Raw genomic sequence first — 20,427 nt, 5'->3', positions numbered from 1 at the left:
AGCCGCCCCCGACCAGCGCTGCGGCACTGGCACTGTGATGGGGCTGACGGAACGGTCTTTTGCCCCAGTCGGCTTCTAAGGGCAGGCCGCAGACCGAACGCACAGCGGCGACTTCTAAGGCATTTTCTTCAGAAAGCGGTGGCAAAATGCCCGGTAAGCGGCTGGCCAGCATGGTTTTACCCGTGCCCGGTGGGCCGGCAAAGAGTAGGTTGTGGCCACCCGCTGCGGCGATTTCTAACGCGCGCCGCGCCTGCTGCTGGCCGCGCACATCGGCAAGGTCATCCACCGGTGCCGCCTCTTTCACTGAGGCGCTGAGCCTATGCGATGGAATCTTCTCCTGATCAAGCAGGTGAGCGACGACCTGCCAAAGCGTATCGGCGGGTAGCACCGGTAGATCGCCCGCCAGCGCGGCTTCATCGGCGCAGTCGCGAGGCACAATCAGCGCTTTTTTTGCTCGCCGTGCAGCCAGCGCAAAGGGCAGTATTCCGGGCACTGCGCGCAGCTTGCCGTCTAGGGCCAGCTCGCCCGCACATTCCATGCCTTCTAATGCTTCAACCGGAAGCTGCCCCGAGGCGGCGAGAATCCCGAGCGCGATGGGCAGATCAAAGCGGCCGCCTTCTTTGGGAAGATCGGCAGGTGCGAGGTTGAGGGTAATTCGCCGCGTATTGGGAAAATCAAAGCCTGCGTTGACCAAGGCACTGCGCACCCGCTCGCGGCTTTCTTTGACGGCAGTTTCTGGAAGGCCGACGAGTGTCAATCCAGGCAAGCCGTTAGCTAAGTGTACTTCCACATGCACTGCTGGTGCGTCTAAGCCCACGCCTGCGCGCGTGGCCACAATGGCTAGCGTCATCGCCTTTCCTCGCTAATATCTGAATCCTAGTAATTTCTAAGCAAACTTTACTCTAAGCGTTAAACTACCGTATTTAAGAGGACGTTGATAGCGGGCCGGCCAAAGCGGTATGATTAATACAAATAACAACGATTATCATGATCTTTACTATACTGACGTTGCTGCTTTCCTCTAACCTCATAATGAGTTTGCCGACTATGCCCGCTCTGCCGTTCATCCGCCGTCCTTTGGCGTGCTCTATTGCTGCTGCGTTGATACCCGTCACCGCCATTTTATTATGCTCTACCGCTAGCGCCCAGGATGGCACGGCTAACAATGGCACGATGGTCGTGGTGGGCACGGCGCTGAAAGTAGATGCACCGTTGGTTGAAACGCCTCGCCCTGTTTCAAGCGTTGACCGCGAAGAGTTAGAAGCGCGCAACGTGCAGCAGTTAGATGAAACCTTTCGTTACCGTGCAGGTGTGTTAGCAGGCCACTACGGCAGTGATAACAATACTGACTGGCTCAAGGTGCGTGGCTTTGATCAATCGACGTATCAAGATGGCTTGCGCATCTATCGCGAAGGCTTTTATCAGTGGCTGCCTGAGCCGTTTGGGCTGGAACGAGTGGATGTCTTTAAAGGGCCTTCGTCGATTCTGTACGGTGAGGCGCCTCCCGGCGGGCTGATTAATGCGGTGAGTAAGCGCCCAACGCAAACGCCGCAGGGGCAGGTGAATTTACAGCTGGGTAATCGTAACCATCGTCAAATTGGTATTGATACCAGCGGGCCGCTGGGGGAGTCCGACAACGTACGTTACCGCATGGTGGGCCTATATAAGGAGCGCGATGGCGATTTAAACGCGACGGACAACGAGCGCTATTACTTTGCACCGAGCCTAGCGGTGGACGTTAGCGAAGACACTACCGTGACGTTTTTGGCTAGCGTGCAAAAAGACGACGGTGTCCCCGTTAATGGCTTTAAACTGCCTTACGGCACCGTACAAAACACGCCTTTTGGCCGCGTTGACCCACAAACTAATTTAAGCGAGCCGGGCTACGATCAGGATAAACGTACCCAGTGGGGGCTAGGCTATGAGTTGAGGCATAGCTTTAATGATACCTGGGGTTTTGAGCAAGACTTGCGCTACAGCGAGCTCGATCTAGATTTACGCAGCACCTATGTACTCTCGATGGTAGATGACCGGCGTGCTTCCCGCGGGCATGTGTATCGTGATGGCAACATCGACAGCTGGACCGTCGATAACCGCGTTGTGGGCACCTGGTATACGGACCGCATCGAGAATACCTTGCTGCTAGGCGTTGATTATCAAAATCTCGCTTTAAAGGGGCAGGAAGCAGATGACTACGCGTTCGGTGAGCCGATCGATATTTTTAACCCGACGTACGGCAATTTCACGCCCATTGGTCAGGATGATCTGCTCACCCGTGAAATCGACAAAGAGCAAACCGGTTTTTATGCGCAAAACCAGCTGCGCTTAGACGACCGGTGGGTGCTGCTAGGCGGCGTGCGCTATGATCAGGCGGAAACGGAAAATCGCAATGTAACCGCCGATACCACGCAGCGCTCAGATGATGATCAGGTATCGTGGTCGGGTGGTGCGATGTACCTGGGTGAAAATGGCATTAACCCTTACGTCAGCTATACCGAGTCGTTTGACCCGGTAGGCCGCGTCGATAGCAGCGGCGATCTCTACGAGCCACGCGAAGGCCGGCAGTGGGAAGTGGGTGTGAAGATCGCACCGTTTAGCTGGGACGGCTATATCACCGCGGCGGTTTTTGATCTCCAAGAAAGCAACACGCTCGTCAACTCGCCGGCAGGTTTTCAGGTGCAGGAAGGCGAGCGTACGTCCCAAGGCTTTGAGCTGGAAGGGGTAGGCTACGTAACGGATGACCTGAAGGTCACCGCGGCGTACACGTATAACGATTCACGTTTGGAAGATGACCGCCGTGCCAGCTTAATCCCACGTCATCAAGCATCCACCTGGTTGGACTATGCGGTGACCGGGGGCGCGCTTGATGGCATAACGCTGGGCGGCGGCGTGCGCTACGTAGGCAGTAGTGTCGATGCGGATAACAGCAGTAGCGATGTGAGCAGCTACACGCTAGTGGATGCCATGGTCGGCTACGAGTTTGCCGATGGCTGGCAGGCACAGATTAACGTCAATAACCTGACCGATAAAGAGTACGTTGCGAGCTGCGAATTCTGGTGCTACTACGGTGAATCACGCAGCGTCATCGGCAGCGTTAGCTACCGCTGGTAAGCCGTTCAGCGCGTGAATCGTATTACTGGCCGCTGCGATGAGATTCTTCCAACGCAGCGGTCAGCACGCGAGCAAAGCGCTGTGCCGATGGCAGCGCCCCAAAGCTCCATACCGGCGGCAAACGCAGCAGGTTAGCGTTTTTGACGTTAGGCAGCTGCTGCCACAGACCGCTGCTAGCAAGCTCTGTCTCTACTCCCGCGGGTAAGGGATCGATGATCACGATGGTTGCCTCGGGATAGTGCGCCAGCGCTTCAACGCCCACCAGTGAAAATCCCCAAGCATTGGTCGTTTGCTCCCATGCATTGGGCAGTGCTAGCTGCTCAAGTACGGCGTTATATAAGCTGCTTTTCCCAAAGACACGCACGTGACGTGCATCCATGAACTGCACCATCAACAGCGGTGCGGTATCTGGCCGTGCCTGACGTAGCGACGCCATCAGCGTTCGAGTGTCATTGATTAACTGCTCTGCCGCCGCTTCGCGGTCGGTTATTTCGCCCAGCTCGCGGGTCAGCGCCTGCATTTCCTGCCAAGTATCCGCGCCGGGTGAATAGAGCGCCAGCGATGTAACCGGTACGATTTTCTCCAAGCGCGGCGCTAAGCTCGTGAACATGGGGGAAATCAGCAACTGCTCGGGAGGCCGCTGGGCTAAAAGCTCCAGGTTAGGCTGCGTGCGCAGGCCCATATCGGTAGCACTTTCCGGAATGCGAGGTTCGCCAACCCAGGCGTGGTAGTCATCCTGCTGGGCGATGCTGCTGACAGGTGCATTGATCGCCAGCAGCGTTTCGGCAATGGTCCAATCTACCGTGGCAACCTGGGCATGCGCGGTAGAAACGGTTAATAGGTATACGGCGAACAGTCCGCAGCGAGCACATAAAACGAGCAGGGGGGTGTGGCGCATGAGGGAGGAGGGCCATCCAGAAATATAAGCGATATATTTAAACGATAATGTTTATTGTTTGCAAACCTAATTCAGACACAGCAACGCCCAGGCCTATTGGCCTGGGCGTGTGGTTGTGCATAGCGAGGCTTAGAAGCGGTAGTGAACGCTAGCCGTCACTCCGCGCTCAGCGCCGAAGTAGCAGTAATCAAGCGAGTTGCACGAGGCGACGTAATCTTTATCCAACACGTTACTAATGTTTAAGCGTGTTTCGACGCCCGGAACGCCTACGTGGCTTAGGTCGTAACCGATGGAGGCATCGACTAGCGTATAGTCCGGTACCATTTCAGTGTTGGCACGATCGGCGGCGATGTCTGCGTAATGGCGCACGCCAACGCCCATATCGACGCCGTTTAGCCAACCGTCATTGGCTTCGTAGTGAGCCCATGCCTGTACTTGATGGCGCGGTGAGTAAATCGCGTTGTTACCCTGGTTGCCGTCGTCGCTTTTAGCGTAGGTGATGTCGGTGAAGCTATAACCTGCCTGAAGCGAGAGCGTATCGGTGAGCTGCGTTTGTGCCTCCAGCTCAAGCCCTTGGGATTCAATTTCACCCACGGCGCGGTAAGGGTCGCTCGGCTGCTCTTTAGTGGCTACGTTTTCCTGAGTGATATGGAAAATGGCCGCGCTGTACTGGTTGGCGCTACCGTTGGGCTGGTATTTCACCCCGGTTTCCCACTGCTCGCCTTCCATGGGAGAGAGTAAATTGCCGCTTTCATCGACGAAACTGGTCGGAGTGAACGCAGTGGAGTAACTCAAATAAGGGGCCACGCCATTATCGAATAGATAAACGGCGCCGGCACGGCCGCTAAACTGCGTGTCACTGAGTGAACTCGTATCGTCGGTATCGAGGTTGGTGTTATCAATGCTAACCCAGTCGTAGCGCCCGCCCAGCGTGAAGCGCCAGTTATCGACGGCGATCTGATCCTGTAAATAAACCCCGGTTTGTTCGAGCTTGTGCTGCTCACGAATCGGGTCGTAAAACGCGAGCGGGTCGCTACCGTAGATTGGCTCGAACGCATTCAGGGAAGGGAACGAGCCGGATGGCCATGAAACGTCATTTTCGCGCTGCTGATAATCGACCCCGAAGAGCAGTGTGTGATCGATAAAGCCGCTGCTGAGGCGTGCTTCCAGCTGGTTATCCACTGTCAGCGCTTCAAGAGACTCGTTGCTGCCGGAGTAATAGCGATTCAGTTCGTTGGAGGTCTGCGTGGTCCAGCCAAAGCCATAGGCTTGGTTAAGCACGACGTCAGAGTTGAGATAGCGCAACATCTGGCGGCCCGTCACTTGATCGTTGAAGTGGTGTTCTAGCGAGTAGCCGACCATTCGCTGAGTACGCTCGTAGGCATCGTAGTCTGCTTCGCCGTCATAGAAGTTATTGCTGATTTTACGCCCGTTGCGCGGCACCACTGCGCCCTCATAGGGAATGCCAGAGTGATAGCCGCCTTCGGGTTCGTCCTGAAGGTAGGCTTCGACAGTCAGGCTAGTATCGTCGGTGATGTCCCAGGTTAGCCGAGGCGCAATAGCGTAGCGCTGCTCTTCCGTTGGACCAAATTGAGTATCAGCAGCGCTGGCAATACCGGTTAAGCGGAATGCTACGCGTTGCTCAGCGCCAATAGGTCCGGTGACATCAAACGCCGCGCTGCGCTGGTTGTTATTACCCACTCTAAAGCGCAGCTCACCGCCTTGTTCAAATTCGGGCCGTTTGCTGTTCAAGGCCACCACGCCGCCGGGTGAGGCGCGCCCGTAAAGTACTGATGCGGGGCCGCGCACCACCTCAATACTTTCCAAAAACCACGGGTCGATGCGCATACTGCTGTGCGAGTTGGCATCGCCCATGACTTTTAGGCCGTCTAAAAACGTATTGCTTAAACTGCCATCAGAAAAGCCGCGTAGCACCAGATAGTCAAAGCGATTGGACGCGCCCACTTGGTTGGAGTACACGCCTGGCGTGTAGTCTGTGGCCCGTTGCACTGTGCTTACCCCGCGATTATCCATTTGCTCACGGGTAATCGTGGAAACGCTTTGCGGCGTCTCAATAAACGGCGTTGCTACTTTTGTCGCGGCTTGCTGTGCCGTGAAGCGGTGTTGCCTCTTGTGCAATCGCGGGGGTGACGCTGAGTACGGCAAGAGCGGCGGCACTTAGCGGTGAGCAGAAGAACAGTGGAGCGTGTGGGGAGCGGCGAGACGCTAAGGGCATGACGGTGTACCTGCAAGGAGAAACAATTAACTAATATGTTAATGAGAATTATTGCGCTTAATTGCAGGGGAAAGGTATGCGCGATGACAAAGAAGCTATTGGATATGACAAAAAAGCGGGATGCGAAGGAACTTGCTGCGCAAAGATACCCACATTGCGGGTAGGGAAAACCATTAGCAGCGGCTTATAACCGCCGTTGGGGCGATACCAAACTGCCGCTTGAATGCGGTCGCAAAGTTAGTGGCGTGGCAATATCCGCAGGCGTGGGCGACCTGTTGGACGCTGTAATCGTTTTCTAATTGGCGATAGGCCTCTTGCAGGCGGCATTGGCGTAAATGATCAAAGATGGTGCAGCCGTATCGGTCGCGAAATTTTTGGCGCAGGCTGCTCTGACTCATGGCCATGCTGCGGGCCAGTGCTTTAAGTGAGTACTCGGCCATCGGGTGGTTGCACAGGGTTTCATGCAGCTGGGCGAGTCGCTCGTTCTCACGCGCTTTAAAACCGGGGGGCAGTGGGAAACTGAAGGGCGGCGGCGTGGGTAGCCCATAGCCAAGTAGCTGTAGCGAAAGGCCATGCCAGAGCAGCGACTGGCGCCAGTCGTCCAGCGGGTGTTCGCTTGTGGAAAGTAGCTGTGTAAAGAGCGCCGGTGGCAGTGTCCAGGTGCGCAGCTGTGGCTCATGTGCGCTTGGTAGCGCATAGGGAGCGGTTGCCAGAACGGCAATGTTCAGCGTGCGCAGCCGCACCTGAGCGGGCTGTTCGACAAGCAGCGGTGCCTGCGGAGTGAAATGCGCGCACAGCCCTTGGCTGGCACCGATAGTGAATTGTGTCTGGCCTTGACTGATATTAATACGGCCATCCATAACCACACACATAAACCATGGCACGGACTGAGTTGAGCGCGAGAGATAGCGATGACGAACCTCAAGATCCGACAGTGTGAGGTGCAGCGCAGGAGGCAGCGATAAATCGCTAACGCTGCCGTGTGCAAGCGGGCAGTCAGGCGCCTCCCCTGGGTGTAAGTAATCGATGCCGAATTTATGCCCCAGCTGGCTAAGCGTGGCCGGGGTTAACGATGTGAGAGTTGGCATCGGTGCTTACAATGAGGGAGCGTTGAATGAAGTATCCAGAGAACAGACCGTTATTAGCGGTGATCGTAATCATTGGCAGCCTAAAACTCAATGATAGATATTCTCATTATTAGAGATTAGCAGATGTTACTAGCTTCTGCTGTTGTTGAGCTGTGCGGCGGCCATCAGGCCGCCGCTCAACGGATTACTTATCGTCGTGTTACGCGTCGCCAGCGGCAGGCTTTTTCACGGCCGCCGCGTCTTGTGGAGAATGTTCTGACGCTTGTGCAGGCGCCGTGGGTGACGGCGCTGCAGCCTGTTGCGTTTCAATCACCGCTTCCAAGTTTGCCACCTGACGTTCCAGCGCTTCGACGCGCGTTCGTGTGCGCTGCACGACATCCATCAAAATATCGAAATCTTCGCGTGAGACCAGCTCAAGGCGATCAAAAGCACTGCGAACCACTTGCTGTACGCCTTTTTGAATATCTTCCGGCGCTTGAGATGCGCTCTGTAAGCGGTCGCCAATCTGCTGGGCCAGTCGGCTAATACGGTCTTGAGGCACCATGGCTCTCTCCTAATGAGTCATACATAAAAGGTAATTGCTTACTGGTAAGGATACGCAACAGTGGGCGAATTCGCATGTGCCGCGTGCGTTTACTGTCTTGTAGGTGATTTGCATCTAAATAGGGCAGGCAACGTTTGCTTACGCTCTTTTTTGGTGCGTCAGGTCTGTTGTGGTAATGGTTTTACGCAAAATCGGTCATTTAAAACCATCGTTTATTGCGTTAATTGCCTGATTGTAAATAAAAAAAAGTCAGCTGGCACAGTATGCGCATTAACGGTTCAGGTGCTTATTCTGGCGGCTGCGCCGCTACTAATCTAGCAGGACTTATCCAGCAGGGGAGATCCGGGATGAAACTCATCACCGCTATCATCAAGCCATTCAAGCTCGACGACGTCCGTGAAGCACTCGCCGATAACGGCGTGCAGGGCATTACCGTTACCGAAGTAAAAGGCTTTGGCCGTCAGAAAGGTCATACCGAGCTGTATCGCGGTGCCGAGTATGTGGTCGACTTTCTACCTAAAGTGAAAGTGGAAGTGGCTGTAGACGATGATCGCTTAGAGGGCGTGCTGGATGCGATCTGTAACGCTGCTAACAGCGGCAAGATTGGCGACGGCAAAGTCTTTGTGACGCCGCTAGAAGACGTGATCCGTATTCGTACCGGTGAACGCGGCGCAGACGCCGTTTAAACCGCACTCACAGGGTCCTTTTTTAGTTCAACGGGGAACTAACAATGAATGAATTGGCTGATCTTAGCTACGCACTCGATACATTTTACTTCTTAATTTGCGGCGTGCTCGTTATGTGGATGGCCGCTGGTTTCTCCATGCTTGAAGCGGGCATGGTGCGTTCGAAAAACACGGCAGAAATTCTAACCAAAAACATCGCGCTGTTTGCTATTGCCTGCACCATGTACCTGCTGGTTGGCTACTTCATCATGTACTCAAGCTCAGCCGGTGGCTTCCTGCCAAACCTGGGCTTCTTGATTGGTGCCGAAAACAGCGTTGATGCCGTCACCGCAGGTGGCGACGATGCACCGTATTACTCCATGCGAGCCGACTTCTTCTTCCAGGTTGTGTTTGTCGCAACGGCCATGTCGATTGTGTCTGGTGCGGTGGCTGAGCGCATGAAACTGTGGGTATTCCTAGCCTTTGCGGTTGTCATGACCGCGGTGATCTATCCAGTATCTGGCTACTGGACATGGGGCGGTGGTTGGTTGGCTGAAGCGGGCTACTCTGACTATGCCGGTTCGGGCATTGTGCACATGGCAGGGGCTTCCGCTGCGCTGGCCGGTGTATTGGTGCTAGGACCACGTAAAGGTAAGTACGGTAAAGATGGTTCGATTCATGCTATTCCCGGTGCCAACATGCCGCTGGCGGCGCTAGGCACACTGATTCTGTGGATGGGCTGGTTTGGCTTTAACGGTGGCTCAGAGCTGAAAGTGTCGGATATCGGTTCCGCTAACAACGTGGCACAGGTGTTCGTCAACACGAATGCGGCCGCTGCGGGTGGCGTCATTGCCGCGCTTATTCTGGCTAAACTGTGGTTCCGTAAAGCGGACCTCACCATGGCGTTGAACGGTGCATTGGCGGGCCTTGTGGCGATTACTGCCGATCCGCTTTCTCCTTCTGCTTTGAGCGCGGCGATGATTGGCGCGATAGGCGGCATCATCGTTGTCGCTGCCATCGTGACGCTGGACAAGCTGAAGCTGGATGATCCTGTCGGCGCTATCTCGGTTCATGGTGTGGTCGGTATCTGGGGCGTGTTAGCAGTGCCACTGAACAACGCCGATGCAACCTTTGGTGCTCAGATCATTGGCATTGTGGGCATCTTTGCTTGGGTCTTTCTTGCTAGCCTGGTGGTATGGCTGATTCTCAAAGCGATCATGGGCGTGCGCGTTAGTGAAGAAGAAGAGTATGAGGGTGTCGATATCGCTGAGTGTGGTCTCGAAGCTTACCCAGAGTTTAGTGTTAAAAAATAATGAGGTGGCGCCAAAAAGTAATTCCAAGGCGCCTAAATGAGCAAGTGTTGTTCTCATGGCCTCCCCTTTTGGGGAGGCTTTTTTATTCTCCTCCCATAGCGGTGTATGCTGGTCGTTAGCGGGCCATCCGCCGCCGCACAGCAAAGCCCATCACGGCCACCTAGTTAGAGAGGATTCTCGTAATGAAATTGATCACAGCTATTATCAAGCCATTTAAGTTAGACGACGTGCGCGAGTCTCTCTCCGAGATCGGCGTACAGGGCATTACGGTGACGGAAGTTAAGGGCTTTGGTCGTCAGAAGGGCCACACCGAGCTTTATCGCGGCGCTGAGTATGTGGTGGACTTCCTACCTAAAGTGAAGCTGGAAGTAGCGGTAGACGACGATATGGCGGAACAGGTCATTGATGCCATCACTCAGGTTGCTAATACGGGTAAAATTGGTGATGGGAAAATCTTCGTCATGCCGCTAGAGCAGGTCATTCGCATTCGTACCGGTGAAACGGGCAAAGACGCAGTTTAAACGCTGGTGAGTTGTAAATTGTAAGTGATAGGTAGTAAGTAGCACAAAGCCCCTGTGGAGCATCTCCAGCAGGGGCTTTGTATGAGTGATGCGATCATTCTAGCGGCCCAACTTTTTCCTATTCACCACTCACTCATTACGATTCACGCCTCACTTCTCGACGAATGCACGCTCAATCACGTAGTCGCCGGGTTCGCCCATGCGCGGCGAAATATTCAGCCCCAGCTCATCAAGTAAGGCACTGGTGTCGTCTAGCATCGCAGGACTGCCGCAGATCATCGCGCGGTCTTGACGCGGATCAATGGGCGGCAGGCCGGTATCTGCAAACAGCTTGCCCGAACGGATGTGGTCGGTCAGGCGTCCCATGGTGTGAAACTCTTCACGGGTGACGGTGGGGTAGTAAACCAGCTTTTTAGCAATATCCTCGCCCAGATACTCGTGGGACGGCAGCTCTTTGGTGATGAAGTCAGCATAGGCTAATTCAGAGACTTCACGCACGCCGTGGATCAGCACCACTTTTTCATAGCGCTCGTAAACTTCAGGGTCTTGAATCAGGCTCATAAAGGGCGCAAGGCCCGTACCGGTAGACAGCATATACAGATTGCGGCCCGGCAGCAGATCGTCGCAGACCAGCGTGCCAGTGGGCTTGCGGCTAACCATAATCTGGTCGCCCACTTGTAAGTGCTGCAAGCGTGACGTTAACGGGCCATCGGGCACCTTGATACTGAAGAACTCTAGGTGGTCTTCATAGTTGGGGCTGGCAATCGAGTAAGCACGCATTAACGGCTTGCCGTTGACTTCCAGGCCGATCATTACAAACTGACCCGTTTTGAAGCGAAGGCTGCGTTCACGCGTGGTGCGAAAACTAAATAGCGTGTCGTTCCAGTGGTGAACGCTGAGGACTTCTTCTAGGGCAAACTTGCTCATGCGAATCTCCATTAACCGATGCGGTGACTCAACTGCCGCAGCGTTATTCTTTAAAAGAATAAAAATGATTAAATATGTTGCCGGTAATTCTAAGTGAATAGTGATATATCTGTTAATCGAATTATATTGATAACTCTTATCTGTAAAATAGATATAGGCCGAATTTATGCACTACACCCTGCGTCAATTGGAAGTGTTTGTGGCGGTAGCTCAGCATGAAAGCGTTTCTCAGGCGGCGCGGGCACTCGTGATGTCGCAGTCAGCGACCAGTACATCGCTGGCTGAGCTTGAGCGCCAGTTTGACTGCCAACTGCTGGACCGAGTGGGTAAGCGCTTAAAGCTAAACGCCTTGGGGTTTCAACTATTGCCCAAAGCCGTCGCGTTGCTAGACCGCGGGGAAGAGATAGAAGAGCTGCTACGCGGGCAGCAGGGCGTGGGGTCGCTGGATGTGGGGGCTACGCTGACGATAGGTAACTATTTGGCCACTCTTTTAATCAGCGACTTTATGCAGCGTCATCCCGGCAGCCGCGTGCGCCTGGCGGTGCGCAATACCCGCCATATTATCGAAGGCGTGCGTCAGCACTCGCTGGATTTAGGGCTGATTGAGGGGCAGTGCGACGATGACATGATCATTAGCCAGCCGTGGGTAGAAGACGAGCTGTGTGTCTTTTGCTCGCCGCGCCACCCGCTGGCAGGCCTGGAGCATCTGGAGCTTGAGCAGCTGTTGCGTGAGGACTGGATCATGCGTGAAGAGGGCTCCGGCACGCGTATGACACTCGAGCACGCCGCCCGCCACCGGCGCAGCCGGTTCAATACCCTGTTGGAACTTGAACATACTGAGGGCATTAAGCGTGCCGTGGAGTCGGGTTTAGGCATTGGCTGCGTTTCGCGCCTGGCGCTGCGCGATGCCTTTAGGCGCGGCAGCTTAGTACCACTGCCCACGCCGGAGTTGGATCTAAAGCGCCAATTCACGTTTATCTGGCACCGGCATAAATACCTCACGACGGGCGTGCGCGAGTTTCTGCGCCTCTGCCGTGAGATGACGGCCGGCGCCAAGCGCAGCGACGATATCTCGCTGCCGCCGATTCCTTAGTCGTTTAGATGATTGCTTAACTGTTCGCTTAACGTAAATCGCTGACGGCAGCCTGGATATCTTCAAGTGATGCTTTACTAAGATCTTTCGAGAGCGAGTGAATGACTAGCTTCTGAGTGGGGCCGTCGATTTTTTCGCGCAGTAGGCCTAGAAACTTGGGTGGTGCCACCATGATGAGCTTCTCCATGTGGTTATCCACACGGGCGTTATAAAGGCGATTGGCAACCTCTTTCGCAAAGAGCTCGTTTTCATGTTTGGAGGCCGAACCTTCTTCTCCAGCTGAGCGCGACGTGGTGGACGTAGCGTCGTGCATGTCGCCGCGCCGATCGGTGACCAGATCCCCTTCGTGCAGCCGTCCTTGTGCGTGAACCAGGCTTTCGTTCTCTTCAAGCGTCAGCGCATCACGCGTAAAGATACGAGCGCGAGCGGCGTCGGCTACCACAATATAGGTTGTCATCACTGTGCATCCTCCTGGTCATTGATGGTGTTTTAACCATGGCAAGCGTTTGACGATAGGTCAAACGCTTGCACAATCTTCTACAGCACCTTGCTACGTAGAAGGCTGGTAATGGCCTCACCAATCAGCACCAGCACGATGATCGCAATCAATATCGTCGCCACGGTTGGCCAAGCGAAAGTATCAATAGCGCCCTGCAAAATAACCCCGATGCCACCCGCACCAACAAGCCCCAGTACCGTCGATTCACGGATGTTGATGTCCCAGCGCAGTATTACAATGGCAAAAAAGGCGGGCATGACTTGCGGCACAATTGCATAGGCAATCACCTTGGCTTTGGACGCGCCGGTGGCTTCCATCGCTTCTACCGGCTTGCGGTCGATCTCCTCAATGGCTTCGCCCATCAACTTGCCGATAAAACCGATAGAGCGAAACACGATGGCGAGAATACCCGCTAACACGCCGGGGCCAAAAATGGCCACAAACAGCAGTGCCCAAATGATGGTATTCACCGAGCGGCTGGAGACGAGTATGAAACGCCCCAACCATAGGCATGCACGATTTGGCGTGGTGTTTTGTGCGGCAATGAAAGCCACCGGTAGTGCTAAAAAGATAGTTAGGAAAGTGGCCAGAGTCGCGATGTGCACGGTCTCGATCAGCGCTGCGATAATACTGTTGAAACCCGCTGCACTGGGTGGCCACATGCGCACGCCCAGGTTAGAGATTTGATTCGGTGCGTCCCATACCCAGGGCCAGAAAATATCAATATCGCGCACGGCCCACACCACCAGCATGACGGTGGCGAGCAGTACGGCGTAGCGAGTAAGGCGCTGTTTGCGGTCATAGCGTTGCCAAATGCGATCGGCAAGCTGCTGTGCGTGATCTACCATATTTTTTTCCTTACCCAGCCGCTGACACCTTCACTGAGCAAAATGACCGCGATGATAATGAGCAAAATCGCAAAGGCGAAATCGTAGTCGTAGCGCCCAAAGGCATTCATCAGCGTGCCCCCAATGCCGCCAGCGCCGACAATCCCTACGACCGCTGAGGCACGCAGGTTGCTGTCAAGTTGGTACATCGAAAGGCCCACTTGGCGCGGCAGAATCTGTGGAAATACCGCATAGAGCAGAATGGCTACATAGCCTGCCCCGGCGGCCTTCATGGCTTCCACTTGGCCCCAGTCTATTTCTTCGATTTCCTCAGCGAGCAGTTTGCCCACAAAGCCAATCGAGTAGAGGGTTAGCGTGAGAATACCTGCCAGCGGGCCAAACCCAACGGCGGCCACAAAGAGGATCGCCACAATCACCGGGTGAAAACTGCGCGATATAATAATCACCGCTCTTCCGATGATATAAATAGGCATCGGGGCGATATTGCGTGCGGCCATCACCGCAAAGGGAATCGACAGAAAAACCCCCAGCAGGGTGGCCAAAATAGCGATTTGAAAGCTCTCTTTAAACCCCGTAATGAGCAGCCCATAGCGCTCTAGATTAGGAGGAAAGCCGCCGCTAAATATACGCGCAGCGCGGGGTAGGCCTTCAGAAATACGCGCCCAGTTGAACGGTAGCGAGCCAAAGGCCCACACCAAGTACACCGCTGCGACAATGATTAGCCCGTAGCGCAGCAGAGGGTTAGCGATAAACGGTGGCTTTTTCCACGTGCGTGGCGTCGTTGGATGGGCGTCAGGCGGAGTCATGGGAGCGCTCCTCGACGGGCGTATCCGTGATTGCATCGTCTGGCGCTTCAATGCCCCCGTAGATGGCATCTAAGGCGTCTTTATTGAAGTCCGCGGGCAGGCCATCAAAAATCATTTTGCCGTGGCGTAAACCGACAATCCGTTCGGTGTAGGTTTTTGCCTGAGCAACGTTGTGGATATTAATCAGCACCGGCAGCGAGAGCTCGCTGGCCAAACTTTGCAGCAAGATCATAATCTGCTCAGACGTGCGCGGGTCCAATGAGGCCGTGGGCTCATCGGCCAGCAGGACTTCAGGCTCTTGCATAAGCGCACGTACTACGCCGACCCGCTGGCGCTCGCCACCAGAAAGCTCATCGGCCCGCTTATTGGCATAATGGGCAATACCGACGCGCTCCATCAGCACAAACGCGCGTTCAATGTCTTCCTTGGGATAGCGACGCGAAATCGCCTGGTAAAGATTGACGTAACCTAGCCGTCCGGCCAGCACATTTTCCATCACGGTTAAGCGGTCTAAAAGATTAAAGCCTTGGAACACCATGCCAATCTTGCGTCGGGCGCGGCGTAAATCACCGCCTTTCAAATTTACAAGCTCAGTGCCGTTGAGTTTGATAGAGCCGGAGGTCGGCTCGACCAGACCGTTGATACATCTCAGCATGGTGCTTTTGCCTGCACCTGAGGCGCCTACAATAGAAACAACGCTGTTTCCTTCTACCTTTAGGTCAAGCCCTTTAAGTACGGCTTCATCGTGGCCATAACGTTTGACCAGATTGGTAATTTCCAGCATGTGTTCGCTTCCATCGTCGAGAAAATAACCGCACCGCCAGTAGCGGTGCGTTACGTTTTACTCTTCCAGGTTTTCGGGCGTATAGCTCACGTTATTAGCTGCCTGGATGGTGCGAATCACCTGCCAGTTGTCTTTGTAGTTGATAGGAATAAACTTCTCGACGCCTTCGAACTCTTCGCCAAGCTCGGTGCCAGTAAAGTCAAAGGTGAAAAAGGCTTCTTCTATTTTTTCGACTAAAGCGGGATCTAGGTTGTAAGCGTAGTTATAGGAGGTGGTGGGGAAGCGGTCAGACTCGTAGATCAGGCGCACGTCGTCGGCATCGTAGAGGCCACGTGTGGCCATCCGATCAACCACTTCAGAGGCGACGGGGGCGGCATCATAATCTTTCGCCACAACGCCGAGCATCGACTGATCGTGACTTCCTGAATAGACCACTTCGTAGTCTTCATCCGGGGTAATGCCAAGCTCGGGCAGCAGTGCGCGGGGCGCTAAGTTGCCCGAGTTGGACGTTGGCGATGTGTGGGCGACGCGCTTGCCTTTTAAATCTGCCAGCTCGTGAATATCGGAGTCCACGTGCGTAAACAGCTGTAACGTGTAGCCAAACTGCCCGTCATCTGATCCCATCAGCGCGAAGGGAACGGCGCCAGCAAGGTTAACTGCAAAAGGCGTGGGGCCTGTGGAGAAGCCGGCGATGTGTAGCCGGCCGCTGCGCATAGCCTCTACCTGGGCAGCGTTAGACTGCACCGCGAAAAAGCGTACGTCGCGCTCGGTGACCTCTGCTAGATGATCAATGAACGGCTGCCAGATATCGGTATAGATCGCGGGATCTTCGACCGGCGTGTAGGCAAAAATCAGCGTATCTGGATTGGCCCACTCCGCCTCATCAGCGGGAAGGTCGGCGACCATATCACCATTTTCATCACAATAAATGGCGTCTAAATCACCACGCTCACATTCCGCATAGGCGTGGGTAGACAGCAGGGCTAGCGGAAGCAGGGATGCCGCGGTCAGCATTGCAAGCGGGCGCTTGCAGAAAAGCGAAGTTGCCATAGTGAGCCTCATTTGTGCGTTGTTTTTGTGTCTTGCTGTTTTATTAAAGCCTTGCTGCTTTTTACTGCTTGATGCGTCTTTGAATGCAGCGTGTCTTTGAAAACTGAGTAGTTATTTCGCTTTGTAATCTTCGTGGTTTTCACTTGAGGCGACGCAAACTACGTTTCGTAAGTGGACATTTTGCACGAAGAATGGTTATTTCCGAAAACAGACACCTTCAATTTAGGGTTTAAGACGAACTTATGTCAAATACTTTACAGTCACTCTCAGACCATTGGCGTAACCGCTATTTATTAATGCGTCATGGACATAGCCAGGCGAATCAGCAAGGGCTGATCATTAGTGCGCCTGAGCGCGGGGTAGCCGATTATGGTCTTTCCGAACATGGCGAGCAGCAGCTTGCCCAGGTGGTGGTCGACTGGCAGTGGCCTAGGCCCACGCGCGTTATCCATTCTGATTTCCTGCGCACTACTCAGACTGCTGCCCGCGTGGCCGCTGCGTTTGGACTAGCCCTCAGCGTGGATACGCGTTTACGAGAACGCCATTTCGGCGAGTTAGATGGGCTGGGAGACGAACATTATCCCCGTATATGGGCATTAGATGCTCAGGATGCCGAGCATCAACAATATCAGGTTGAAGCCGTTAGCAGCGTTGCCGGGCGTATGCAGGCGGTGATCCGTGAGTGGGAGCAAAAGGTCAGCGGAGAAACGATCTTGCTGGTTAGCCACGGTGATCCGTTGCAAATCCTATTGACCGCCCTGGCTGAAAAGCCACTGAGCCAGCATCGCCAGCAAACGCCGTTGATGCCAGCCAGTATTACGCCGCTAGGCGCGCAGAAGTAAGCGAAATATAGGCGTCAAAAAGCATGCATAGTCGCCAAGTGGTTAGTGGCCTAGGATCTGGCTTAAGAACAGCTGGGTCCGCTCTGACTGCGGGTTATTGAAGAACGGTTCAGGCGCGTTCTCTTCTATAATTTGCCCTTGATCCATAAAGATCACCCGGTCAGCCACTTTTTTGGCGAAGCCCATTTCGTGAGTAACACAGATCATGGTCATGCCTTCTTCCGCAAGCTCGACCATAACGTCGAGTACTTCCTTGATCATCTCAGGGTCAAGTGCAGAGGTAGGCTCGTCAAACAGCATCACGTCGGGATGCATACACAGCGAGCGGGCAATCGCCACACGCTGCTGCTGGCCGCCTGAAAGCTGCCCCGGATACTTAGTGGCCTGCTCGGCAATGCGCACCCGTTCCAGATACTCCATGGCTAGCGCTTCGGCCTCTTTGCGGGGCTTCTTTTGCACCCACATTGGCGCGATACAGCAGTTTTCCAGCACCGTTAAGTGAGGAAACAGGTTGAAGTGCTGAAACACCATGCCGACACTGCGGCGAATCTGCTCAATGCGTTTCACATCCTGGGTCAGCGGTATGCCGCCCACCACGATTTCACCCTTTTGATGCTCTTCAAGATGGTTGATGCAGCGAATTAACGTTGATTTACCCGAGCCCGAGGGGCCGCAGACCACGATCCGCTCGCCACGCTTTACTTCCAGATAGATATCACGCAGTACGTGGAAATCGCCGTACCACTTGTTGACGTTGCGCATCTCGACCATCAGGTCAGAAGCGTTGATGGCTGCTTGTGTCATATTGTCATCCTGCTCACAATCGGGTGTTAAAACGGATGTTAAAAAAGTGAAAAGCGGCGTTAGTGCTGATGGCCGGTATTGAGCTTGCGTTCTAAGTACTGGCTATAGCGCGACATGCTGAAACAGAAAGTCCAGAACACGAATGCGGCAAAGACATAGCCCTCTAGCGAGAAGCCCAGCCAGTTCGAGTCGGAAAGCGCCGCTTGCACTATGCCCAGCAGGTCAAACAACCCGATGATCATGACCAACGTGGTGTCTTTAAACAGTGAGATAAACGTATTAACGATGCCGGGGATCATCATTTTTAACGCCTGAGGCATGACGATCAGGCCCATACGTTTCCAATAGGTCATACCTAACGCCGCTGCGGCCTCGTCCTGGCCTTTGGGGATGGCCTGTAGGCCGCCGCGAATAACTTCCGCCATATAGGCACTCTGGAACAGCGTTAAGCCGATCAGGGCACGCACAAGGCGGTCCACGCTGATTTCGGAAGGTAGGAACAGTGGCAGCATCACCGAGGCCATAAACAAAATGGTGATGAGTGGGACGCCGCGCCAAAACTCGATAAAAATCACGCAGAACGTTTTGACGATAGGCATGTTCGAGCGACGCCCGAGCGCTAATACAATGCCAATAGGTAGTGCCCCTACCATGCCGACGGTGGCCAATAGCAGCGTCAGCATCAGACCACCCCAGCGATGCGTTGAAACACGCGGCAGATCAAAGTAGCCGCCGTGTAGAAGCACGTAGGCGATCACTGGGAATACCAGCAGAGCCAATAGCGCCACCCAACGTTTAAACGGCAGGCGTGGAATGACCATCCAGGCAATAATGGCCGCAAACATGGCAAACACAGTATTGGGCCGCCAGTACTCGCTGCTGGGGTATAGGCCGTACATGAACTGTGAAAAACGCGCGTTAATGAATACCCAGCAAGCGCCTGCTCGAGAGCAGTCTTCGCGGCTGGAGCCCACCCAGTCAGCATCAATAAAGGCCCATTGCAGCGTGGGGACGACCAATAGATACAGCACATACAGCCCCAAGAGCGTGAAGATGCTATTGACGGGCCCATTGAACAGGTTGCCGCGCAGCCAGGCGATCGGGCCAATCGTGCCTTTAGGCGCCGGACGCTGAGGGATGGTGTCTTTGTTGTGAATCATGGTGTCGCCTCCGGCCTAGCGTTCAACCAGCGCAACGCGAGCGTTGAACCAGTTCATGAACATGGACACCAGCAAGCTGATGACAAGATAAACCGCCATGGTCATTGCAATAACTTCGATTGCCTGACCGGTCTGATTGAGCGTAGTGCCGGCAAACACCGACACTAGGTCGGGGTAGCCGATGGCAGTGGCCAGTGACGAGTTCTTAATCAGGTTGAGATATTGGCTAGTGAGCGGCGGAATGATGACGCGCATGGCCTGTGGAATGACCACCAGACGTAATACCAGTTTGCGCGGCAAGCTCAGTGCCTGTGCCGCTTCCGTCTGTCCATGGGGAATAGCCTGGATACCTGAGCGCACAATTTCAGCTATAAACGATGCGGTATAGATCGACAGTGCCAGCCACAGCGCCAGGAACTCTGGAATGATGGTCATGCCGCCTCGGAAATTAAAGCCGCGCAGTTCAGGCATTTCCCAGGTGATCGGCACGCCGGTGGCGATTAGCACCAGCAGCGGCAGGCCAAAAATGATTACCAGCGATATCAAACCGGCGGGCAGGCGTTTGCCGGTGGCTTCATGACGGCGCCTGTTCCAAATAATCAATGCGATGCTGGCAATGATCGCGACTACAAACGTAGCGGGAATCAGACCAAAACCGGATTCAAACAGCGGCTGGGGTAGATAAAGCCCGCGAACATTCAGAAAGAACGCTTCACCAAAGGCCATGCTATCCCGGGCGCCGGGCAGCGTGCGCAGTACCGCGAAATACCAGAAAAAGATCTGCAGCAGCACGGGAATGTTTCGAAAAGTTTCAATATAGGCGTTGGCTAAGCGTGCGATCAGCCAGTTGGGTGACAAACGCGCTATGCCGACGGTAAAGCCAATAATTGAAGCGGCGATGACGCCCAGCCCGCCGACCAGCAGTGTATTGATCAAACCAACCACGAAGGTGCGGCCGTAGGAGCTTTGCGAGGAGTAATCGATCAGGCTTTGAACAATGCCGAAGCCCGCCGTGTTACTCAAAAATCCAAAGCCGGTGGTAATGCCCCGAGCATTCAAGTTGGCTTGGGTATTGTGAATGATGTAGGCCAGAAAAGCCGCGACAACGGCGACTAAAATGATTTGGAAAATAAGCGCGCGCTTAGCGCGATCTCGCCAAAACGGCGGCTTATGGCCGGCGGGGCGAATGTTGGGTCTTACCGACATGGATGGCGTCTCCGCTATACGGAAGGTCAATC

The 20,427-nt window shown here is 54.4% G+C and carries 21 protein-coding genes; 6 read left to right on the top strand and 15 right to left on the bottom strand.

Annotation, left to right across the window (positions count from 1 at the left end; all coding sequences use genetic code 11):
• Positions 1–850 (bottom strand): YifB family Mg chelatase-like AAA ATPase (locus ACTH5D_RS00975; protein WP_441667789.1); only part of this gene is annotated, 850 nt, incomplete at its 3' end.
• Between the two features lie 197 nt (positions 851–1,047).
• Here ACTH5D_RS00975 and ACTH5D_RS00970 point away from each other — a divergent pair.
• Positions 1,048–3,111 carry a TonB-dependent siderophore receptor gene (locus ACTH5D_RS00970; protein WP_441667788.1) on the top strand — a complete coding sequence of 688 codons (2,064 nt, stop codon included), beginning with the start codon at positions 1,048–1,050 and terminating at the stop codon, positions 3,109–3,111.
• Between the two features lie 22 nt (positions 3,112–3,133).
• On the opposite strand, the gene ACTH5D_RS00965 is transcribed toward ACTH5D_RS00970, so the two are convergent.
• The 5 genes from ACTH5D_RS00965 to ACTH5D_RS00945 all read right to left on the bottom strand — a co-directional run bounded on the left by ACTH5D_RS00965 (position 3,134) and on the right by ACTH5D_RS00945 (position 7,877).
• Positions 3,134–4,009: an ABC transporter substrate-binding protein gene (locus tag ACTH5D_RS00965; RefSeq protein WP_441667787.1), complete on the bottom strand. Its 876-nt coding sequence runs from the start codon at positions 4,007–4,009 to the stop codon at positions 3,134–3,136.
• Positions 4,010–4,138: 129 nt separating this feature from the next.
• Positions 4,139–6,148 carry a TonB-dependent siderophore receptor gene (locus ACTH5D_RS00960; protein ID WP_441667786.1) on the bottom strand — a complete coding sequence of 670 codons (2,010 nt, stop codon included), beginning with the start codon at positions 6,146–6,148 and terminating at the stop codon, positions 4,139–4,141.
• Positions 6,081–6,245, bottom strand: coding sequence for a hypothetical protein (locus tag ACTH5D_RS00955; RefSeq protein WP_441667795.1), 165 nt, complete (start codon positions 6,243–6,245; stop codon positions 6,081–6,083). Before ACTH5D_RS00955 ends, ACTH5D_RS00960 begins: the two co-directional genes overlap by 68 nt.
• Positions 6,246–6,418: 173 nt before the next feature.
• Complete coding sequence (locus tag ACTH5D_RS00950; RefSeq protein ID WP_441667785.1) at positions 6,419–7,333, bottom strand: helix-turn-helix transcriptional regulator; 915 nt, start codon at positions 7,331–7,333, stop codon at positions 6,419–6,421.
• A gap of 199 nt (positions 7,334–7,532) precedes the next feature.
• Complete coding sequence (locus ACTH5D_RS00945) at positions 7,533–7,877, bottom strand: accessory factor UbiK family protein (RefSeq protein ID WP_441667784.1); 345 nt, start codon at positions 7,875–7,877, stop codon at positions 7,533–7,535.
• A 347-nt stretch (positions 7,878–8,224) separates the two neighbouring features.
• Between ACTH5D_RS00945 and ACTH5D_RS00940 the strand changes: the two genes are divergently transcribed.
• The 3 genes from ACTH5D_RS00940 to glnK all read left to right on the top strand — a co-directional run bounded on the left by ACTH5D_RS00940 (position 8,225) and on the right by glnK (position 10,376).
• The gene (locus ACTH5D_RS00940) at positions 8,225–8,563 is read left to right on the top strand and encodes a P-II family nitrogen regulator (RefSeq protein WP_096277138.1); all 339 of its coding nucleotides are present in this window, start codon (positions 8,225–8,227) and stop codon (positions 8,561–8,563) included.
• Positions 8,564–8,607: 44 nt separating this feature from the next.
• Positions 8,608–9,855, top strand: coding sequence for an ammonium transporter (locus ACTH5D_RS00935; protein WP_441667783.1), 1,248 nt, complete (start codon positions 8,608–8,610; stop codon positions 9,853–9,855).
• A gap of 182 nt (positions 9,856–10,037) precedes the next feature.
• The gene (gene glnK, locus ACTH5D_RS00930) at positions 10,038–10,376 is read left to right on the top strand and encodes a P-II family nitrogen regulator (protein WP_096277142.1); all 339 of its coding nucleotides are present in this window, start codon (positions 10,038–10,040) and stop codon (positions 10,374–10,376) included.
• A gap of 150 nt (positions 10,377–10,526) precedes the next feature.
• On the opposite strand, the gene ACTH5D_RS00925 is transcribed toward glnK, so the two are convergent.
• The gene (locus ACTH5D_RS00925) at positions 10,527–11,303 is read right to left on the bottom strand and encodes a ferredoxin--NADP reductase (protein ID WP_441667782.1); all 777 of its coding nucleotides are present in this window, start codon (positions 11,301–11,303) and stop codon (positions 10,527–10,529) included.
• Positions 11,304–11,469: 166 nt separating this feature from the next.
• On the opposite strand from ACTH5D_RS00925, the gene ACTH5D_RS00920 reads away from it, so the two are divergent.
• Positions 11,470–12,396: a LysR family transcriptional regulator gene (locus ACTH5D_RS00920; RefSeq protein WP_096277146.1), complete on the top strand. Its 927-nt coding sequence runs from the start codon at positions 11,470–11,472 to the stop codon at positions 12,394–12,396.
• Between the two features lie 28 nt (positions 12,397–12,424).
• Here ACTH5D_RS00920 and ACTH5D_RS00915 read toward each other — a convergent pair whose 3' ends face one another.
• From ACTH5D_RS00915 to phnD, 5 genes are all read right to left on the bottom strand, one after another.
• Positions 12,425–12,853, bottom strand: coding sequence for a host attachment protein (locus ACTH5D_RS00915; RefSeq protein ID WP_441667781.1), 429 nt, complete (start codon positions 12,851–12,853; stop codon positions 12,425–12,427).
• An 80-nt stretch (positions 12,854–12,933) separates the two neighbouring features.
• The gene (gene phnE, locus ACTH5D_RS00910) at positions 12,934–13,743 is read right to left on the bottom strand and encodes a phosphonate ABC transporter, permease protein PhnE (RefSeq protein ID WP_441667780.1); all 810 of its coding nucleotides are present in this window, start codon (positions 13,741–13,743) and stop codon (positions 12,934–12,936) included.
• Positions 13,737–14,549: a phosphonate ABC transporter, permease protein PhnE gene (gene phnE, locus ACTH5D_RS00905; RefSeq protein WP_441667779.1), complete on the bottom strand. Its 813-nt coding sequence runs from the start codon at positions 14,547–14,549 to the stop codon at positions 13,737–13,739. Before phnE (ACTH5D_RS00905) ends, phnE (ACTH5D_RS00910) begins: the two co-directional genes overlap by 7 nt.
• Entirely contained in the window at positions 14,536–15,333 is a 798-nt protein-coding gene (gene phnC / locus ACTH5D_RS00900) for a phosphonate ABC transporter ATP-binding protein (protein ID WP_441667778.1), read from the bottom strand. Before phnC ends, phnE (ACTH5D_RS00905) begins: the two co-directional genes overlap by 14 nt.
• Before the next feature lie 57 nt (positions 15,334–15,390).
• Positions 15,391–16,383, bottom strand: a complete 993-nt coding sequence (gene phnD, locus ACTH5D_RS00895) for a phosphate/phosphite/phosphonate ABC transporter substrate-binding protein (protein WP_441667777.1) — start codon at positions 16,381–16,383, stop codon at positions 15,391–15,393.
• A gap of 242 nt (positions 16,384–16,625) precedes the next feature.
• Between phnD and ACTH5D_RS00890 the strand changes: the two genes are divergently transcribed.
• On the top strand, positions 16,626–17,225 hold the full coding sequence (locus ACTH5D_RS00890) for a histidine phosphatase family protein (RefSeq protein ID WP_441667776.1): 600 nt from the start codon (positions 16,626–16,628) through the stop codon (positions 17,223–17,225).
• 42 nt (positions 17,226–17,267) lie between these two features.
• Here the strand turns inward: ACTH5D_RS00890 and ACTH5D_RS00885 are convergent, their stop codons facing one another.
• The 3 genes from ACTH5D_RS00885 to ACTH5D_RS00875 form a co-directional block, all read right to left on the bottom strand.
• Positions 17,268–17,996 carry an amino acid ABC transporter ATP-binding protein gene (locus ACTH5D_RS00885; protein WP_096282239.1) on the bottom strand — a complete coding sequence of 243 codons (729 nt, stop codon included), beginning with the start codon at positions 17,994–17,996 and terminating at the stop codon, positions 17,268–17,270.
• A 92-nt stretch (positions 17,997–18,088) separates the two neighbouring features.
• Positions 18,089–19,189 carry an amino acid ABC transporter permease gene (locus tag ACTH5D_RS00880; RefSeq protein ID WP_441667775.1) on the bottom strand — a complete coding sequence of 367 codons (1,101 nt, stop codon included), beginning with the start codon at positions 19,187–19,189 and terminating at the stop codon, positions 18,089–18,091.
• 15 nt (positions 19,190–19,204) lie between these two features.
• Positions 19,205–20,395, bottom strand: coding sequence for an amino acid ABC transporter permease (locus ACTH5D_RS00875; protein WP_441667774.1), 1,191 nt, complete (start codon positions 20,393–20,395; stop codon positions 19,205–19,207).
• Between the last annotated feature and the right edge of the window lie 32 nt (positions 20,396–20,427).

Origin of the sequence: Halomonas sp. (assembly GCF_052095695.1) — a bacterium.
Lineage (GTDB): Bacteria > Pseudomonadota > Gammaproteobacteria > Pseudomonadales > Halomonadaceae > Vreelandella.
This window is presented reverse-complemented; position numbering and strand designations above follow the sequence as displayed.

What these genes read in the sequence shown, in the direction of transcription:
- ACTH5D_RS00970 (WP_441667788.1), top strand. Translation starts at nt 1,048, where the DNA reads ATGCCCGCTCTGCCGTTCATCCGCCGTCCTTTGGCGTGCTCTATTGCT.
- ACTH5D_RS00965 (WP_441667787.1), bottom strand. Translation starts at nt 4,009, where the DNA reads ATGCGCCACACCCCCCTGCTCGTTTTATGTGCTCGCTGCGGACTGTTC.
- ACTH5D_RS00935 (WP_441667783.1), top strand. Translation starts at nt 8,608, where the DNA reads ATGAATGAATTGGCTGATCTTAGCTACGCACTCGATACATTTTACTTC.
- phnE (WP_441667780.1), bottom strand. Translation starts at nt 13,743, where the DNA reads ATGGTAGATCACGCACAGCAGCTTGCCGATCGCATTTGGCAACGCTAT.
- glnK (WP_096277142.1), top strand. Translation starts at nt 10,038, where the DNA reads ATGAAATTGATCACAGCTATTATCAAGCCATTTAAGTTAGACGACGTG.
- ACTH5D_RS00940 (WP_096277138.1), top strand. Translation starts at nt 8,225, where the DNA reads ATGAAACTCATCACCGCTATCATCAAGCCATTCAAGCTCGACGACGTC.
- ACTH5D_RS00925 (WP_441667782.1), bottom strand. Translation starts at nt 11,303, where the DNA reads ATGAGCAAGTTTGCCCTAGAAGAAGTCCTCAGCGTTCACCACTGGAAC.
- ACTH5D_RS00880 (WP_441667775.1), bottom strand. Translation starts at nt 19,189, where the DNA reads ATGATTCACAACAAAGACACCATCCCTCAGCGTCCGGCGCCTAAAGGC.
- ACTH5D_RS00955 (WP_441667795.1), bottom strand. Translation starts at nt 6,245, where the DNA reads ATGCCCTTAGCGTCTCGCCGCTCCCCACACGCTCCACTGTTCTTCTGC.
- phnE (WP_441667779.1), bottom strand. Translation starts at nt 14,549, where the DNA reads ATGACTCCGCCTGACGCCCATCCAACGACGCCACGCACGTGGAAAAAG.
- phnC (WP_441667778.1), bottom strand. Translation starts at nt 15,333, where the DNA reads ATGCTGGAAATTACCAATCTGGTCAAACGTTATGGCCACGATGAAGCC.
- ACTH5D_RS00915 (WP_441667781.1), bottom strand. Translation starts at nt 12,853, where the DNA reads ATGACAACCTATATTGTGGTAGCCGACGCCGCTCGCGCTCGTATCTTT.
- ACTH5D_RS00945 (WP_441667784.1), bottom strand. Translation starts at nt 7,877, where the DNA reads ATGGTGCCTCAAGACCGTATTAGCCGACTGGCCCAGCAGATTGGCGAC.
- ACTH5D_RS00920 (WP_096277146.1), top strand. Translation starts at nt 11,470, where the DNA reads ATGCACTACACCCTGCGTCAATTGGAAGTGTTTGTGGCGGTAGCTCAG.
- ACTH5D_RS00950 (WP_441667785.1), bottom strand. Translation starts at nt 7,333, where the DNA reads ATGCCAACTCTCACATCGTTAACCCCGGCCACGCTTAGCCAGCTGGGG.
- ACTH5D_RS00890 (WP_441667776.1), top strand. Translation starts at nt 16,626, where the DNA reads ATGTCAAATACTTTACAGTCACTCTCAGACCATTGGCGTAACCGCTAT.
- phnD (WP_441667777.1), bottom strand. Translation starts at nt 16,383, where the DNA reads ATGGCAACTTCGCTTTTCTGCAAGCGCCCGCTTGCAATGCTGACCGCG.
- ACTH5D_RS00875 (WP_441667774.1), bottom strand. Translation starts at nt 20,395, where the DNA reads ATGTCGGTAAGACCCAACATTCGCCCCGCCGGCCATAAGCCGCCGTTT.
- ACTH5D_RS00885 (WP_096282239.1), bottom strand. Translation starts at nt 17,996, where the DNA reads ATGGTCGAGATGCGCAACGTCAACAAGTGGTACGGCGATTTCCACGTA.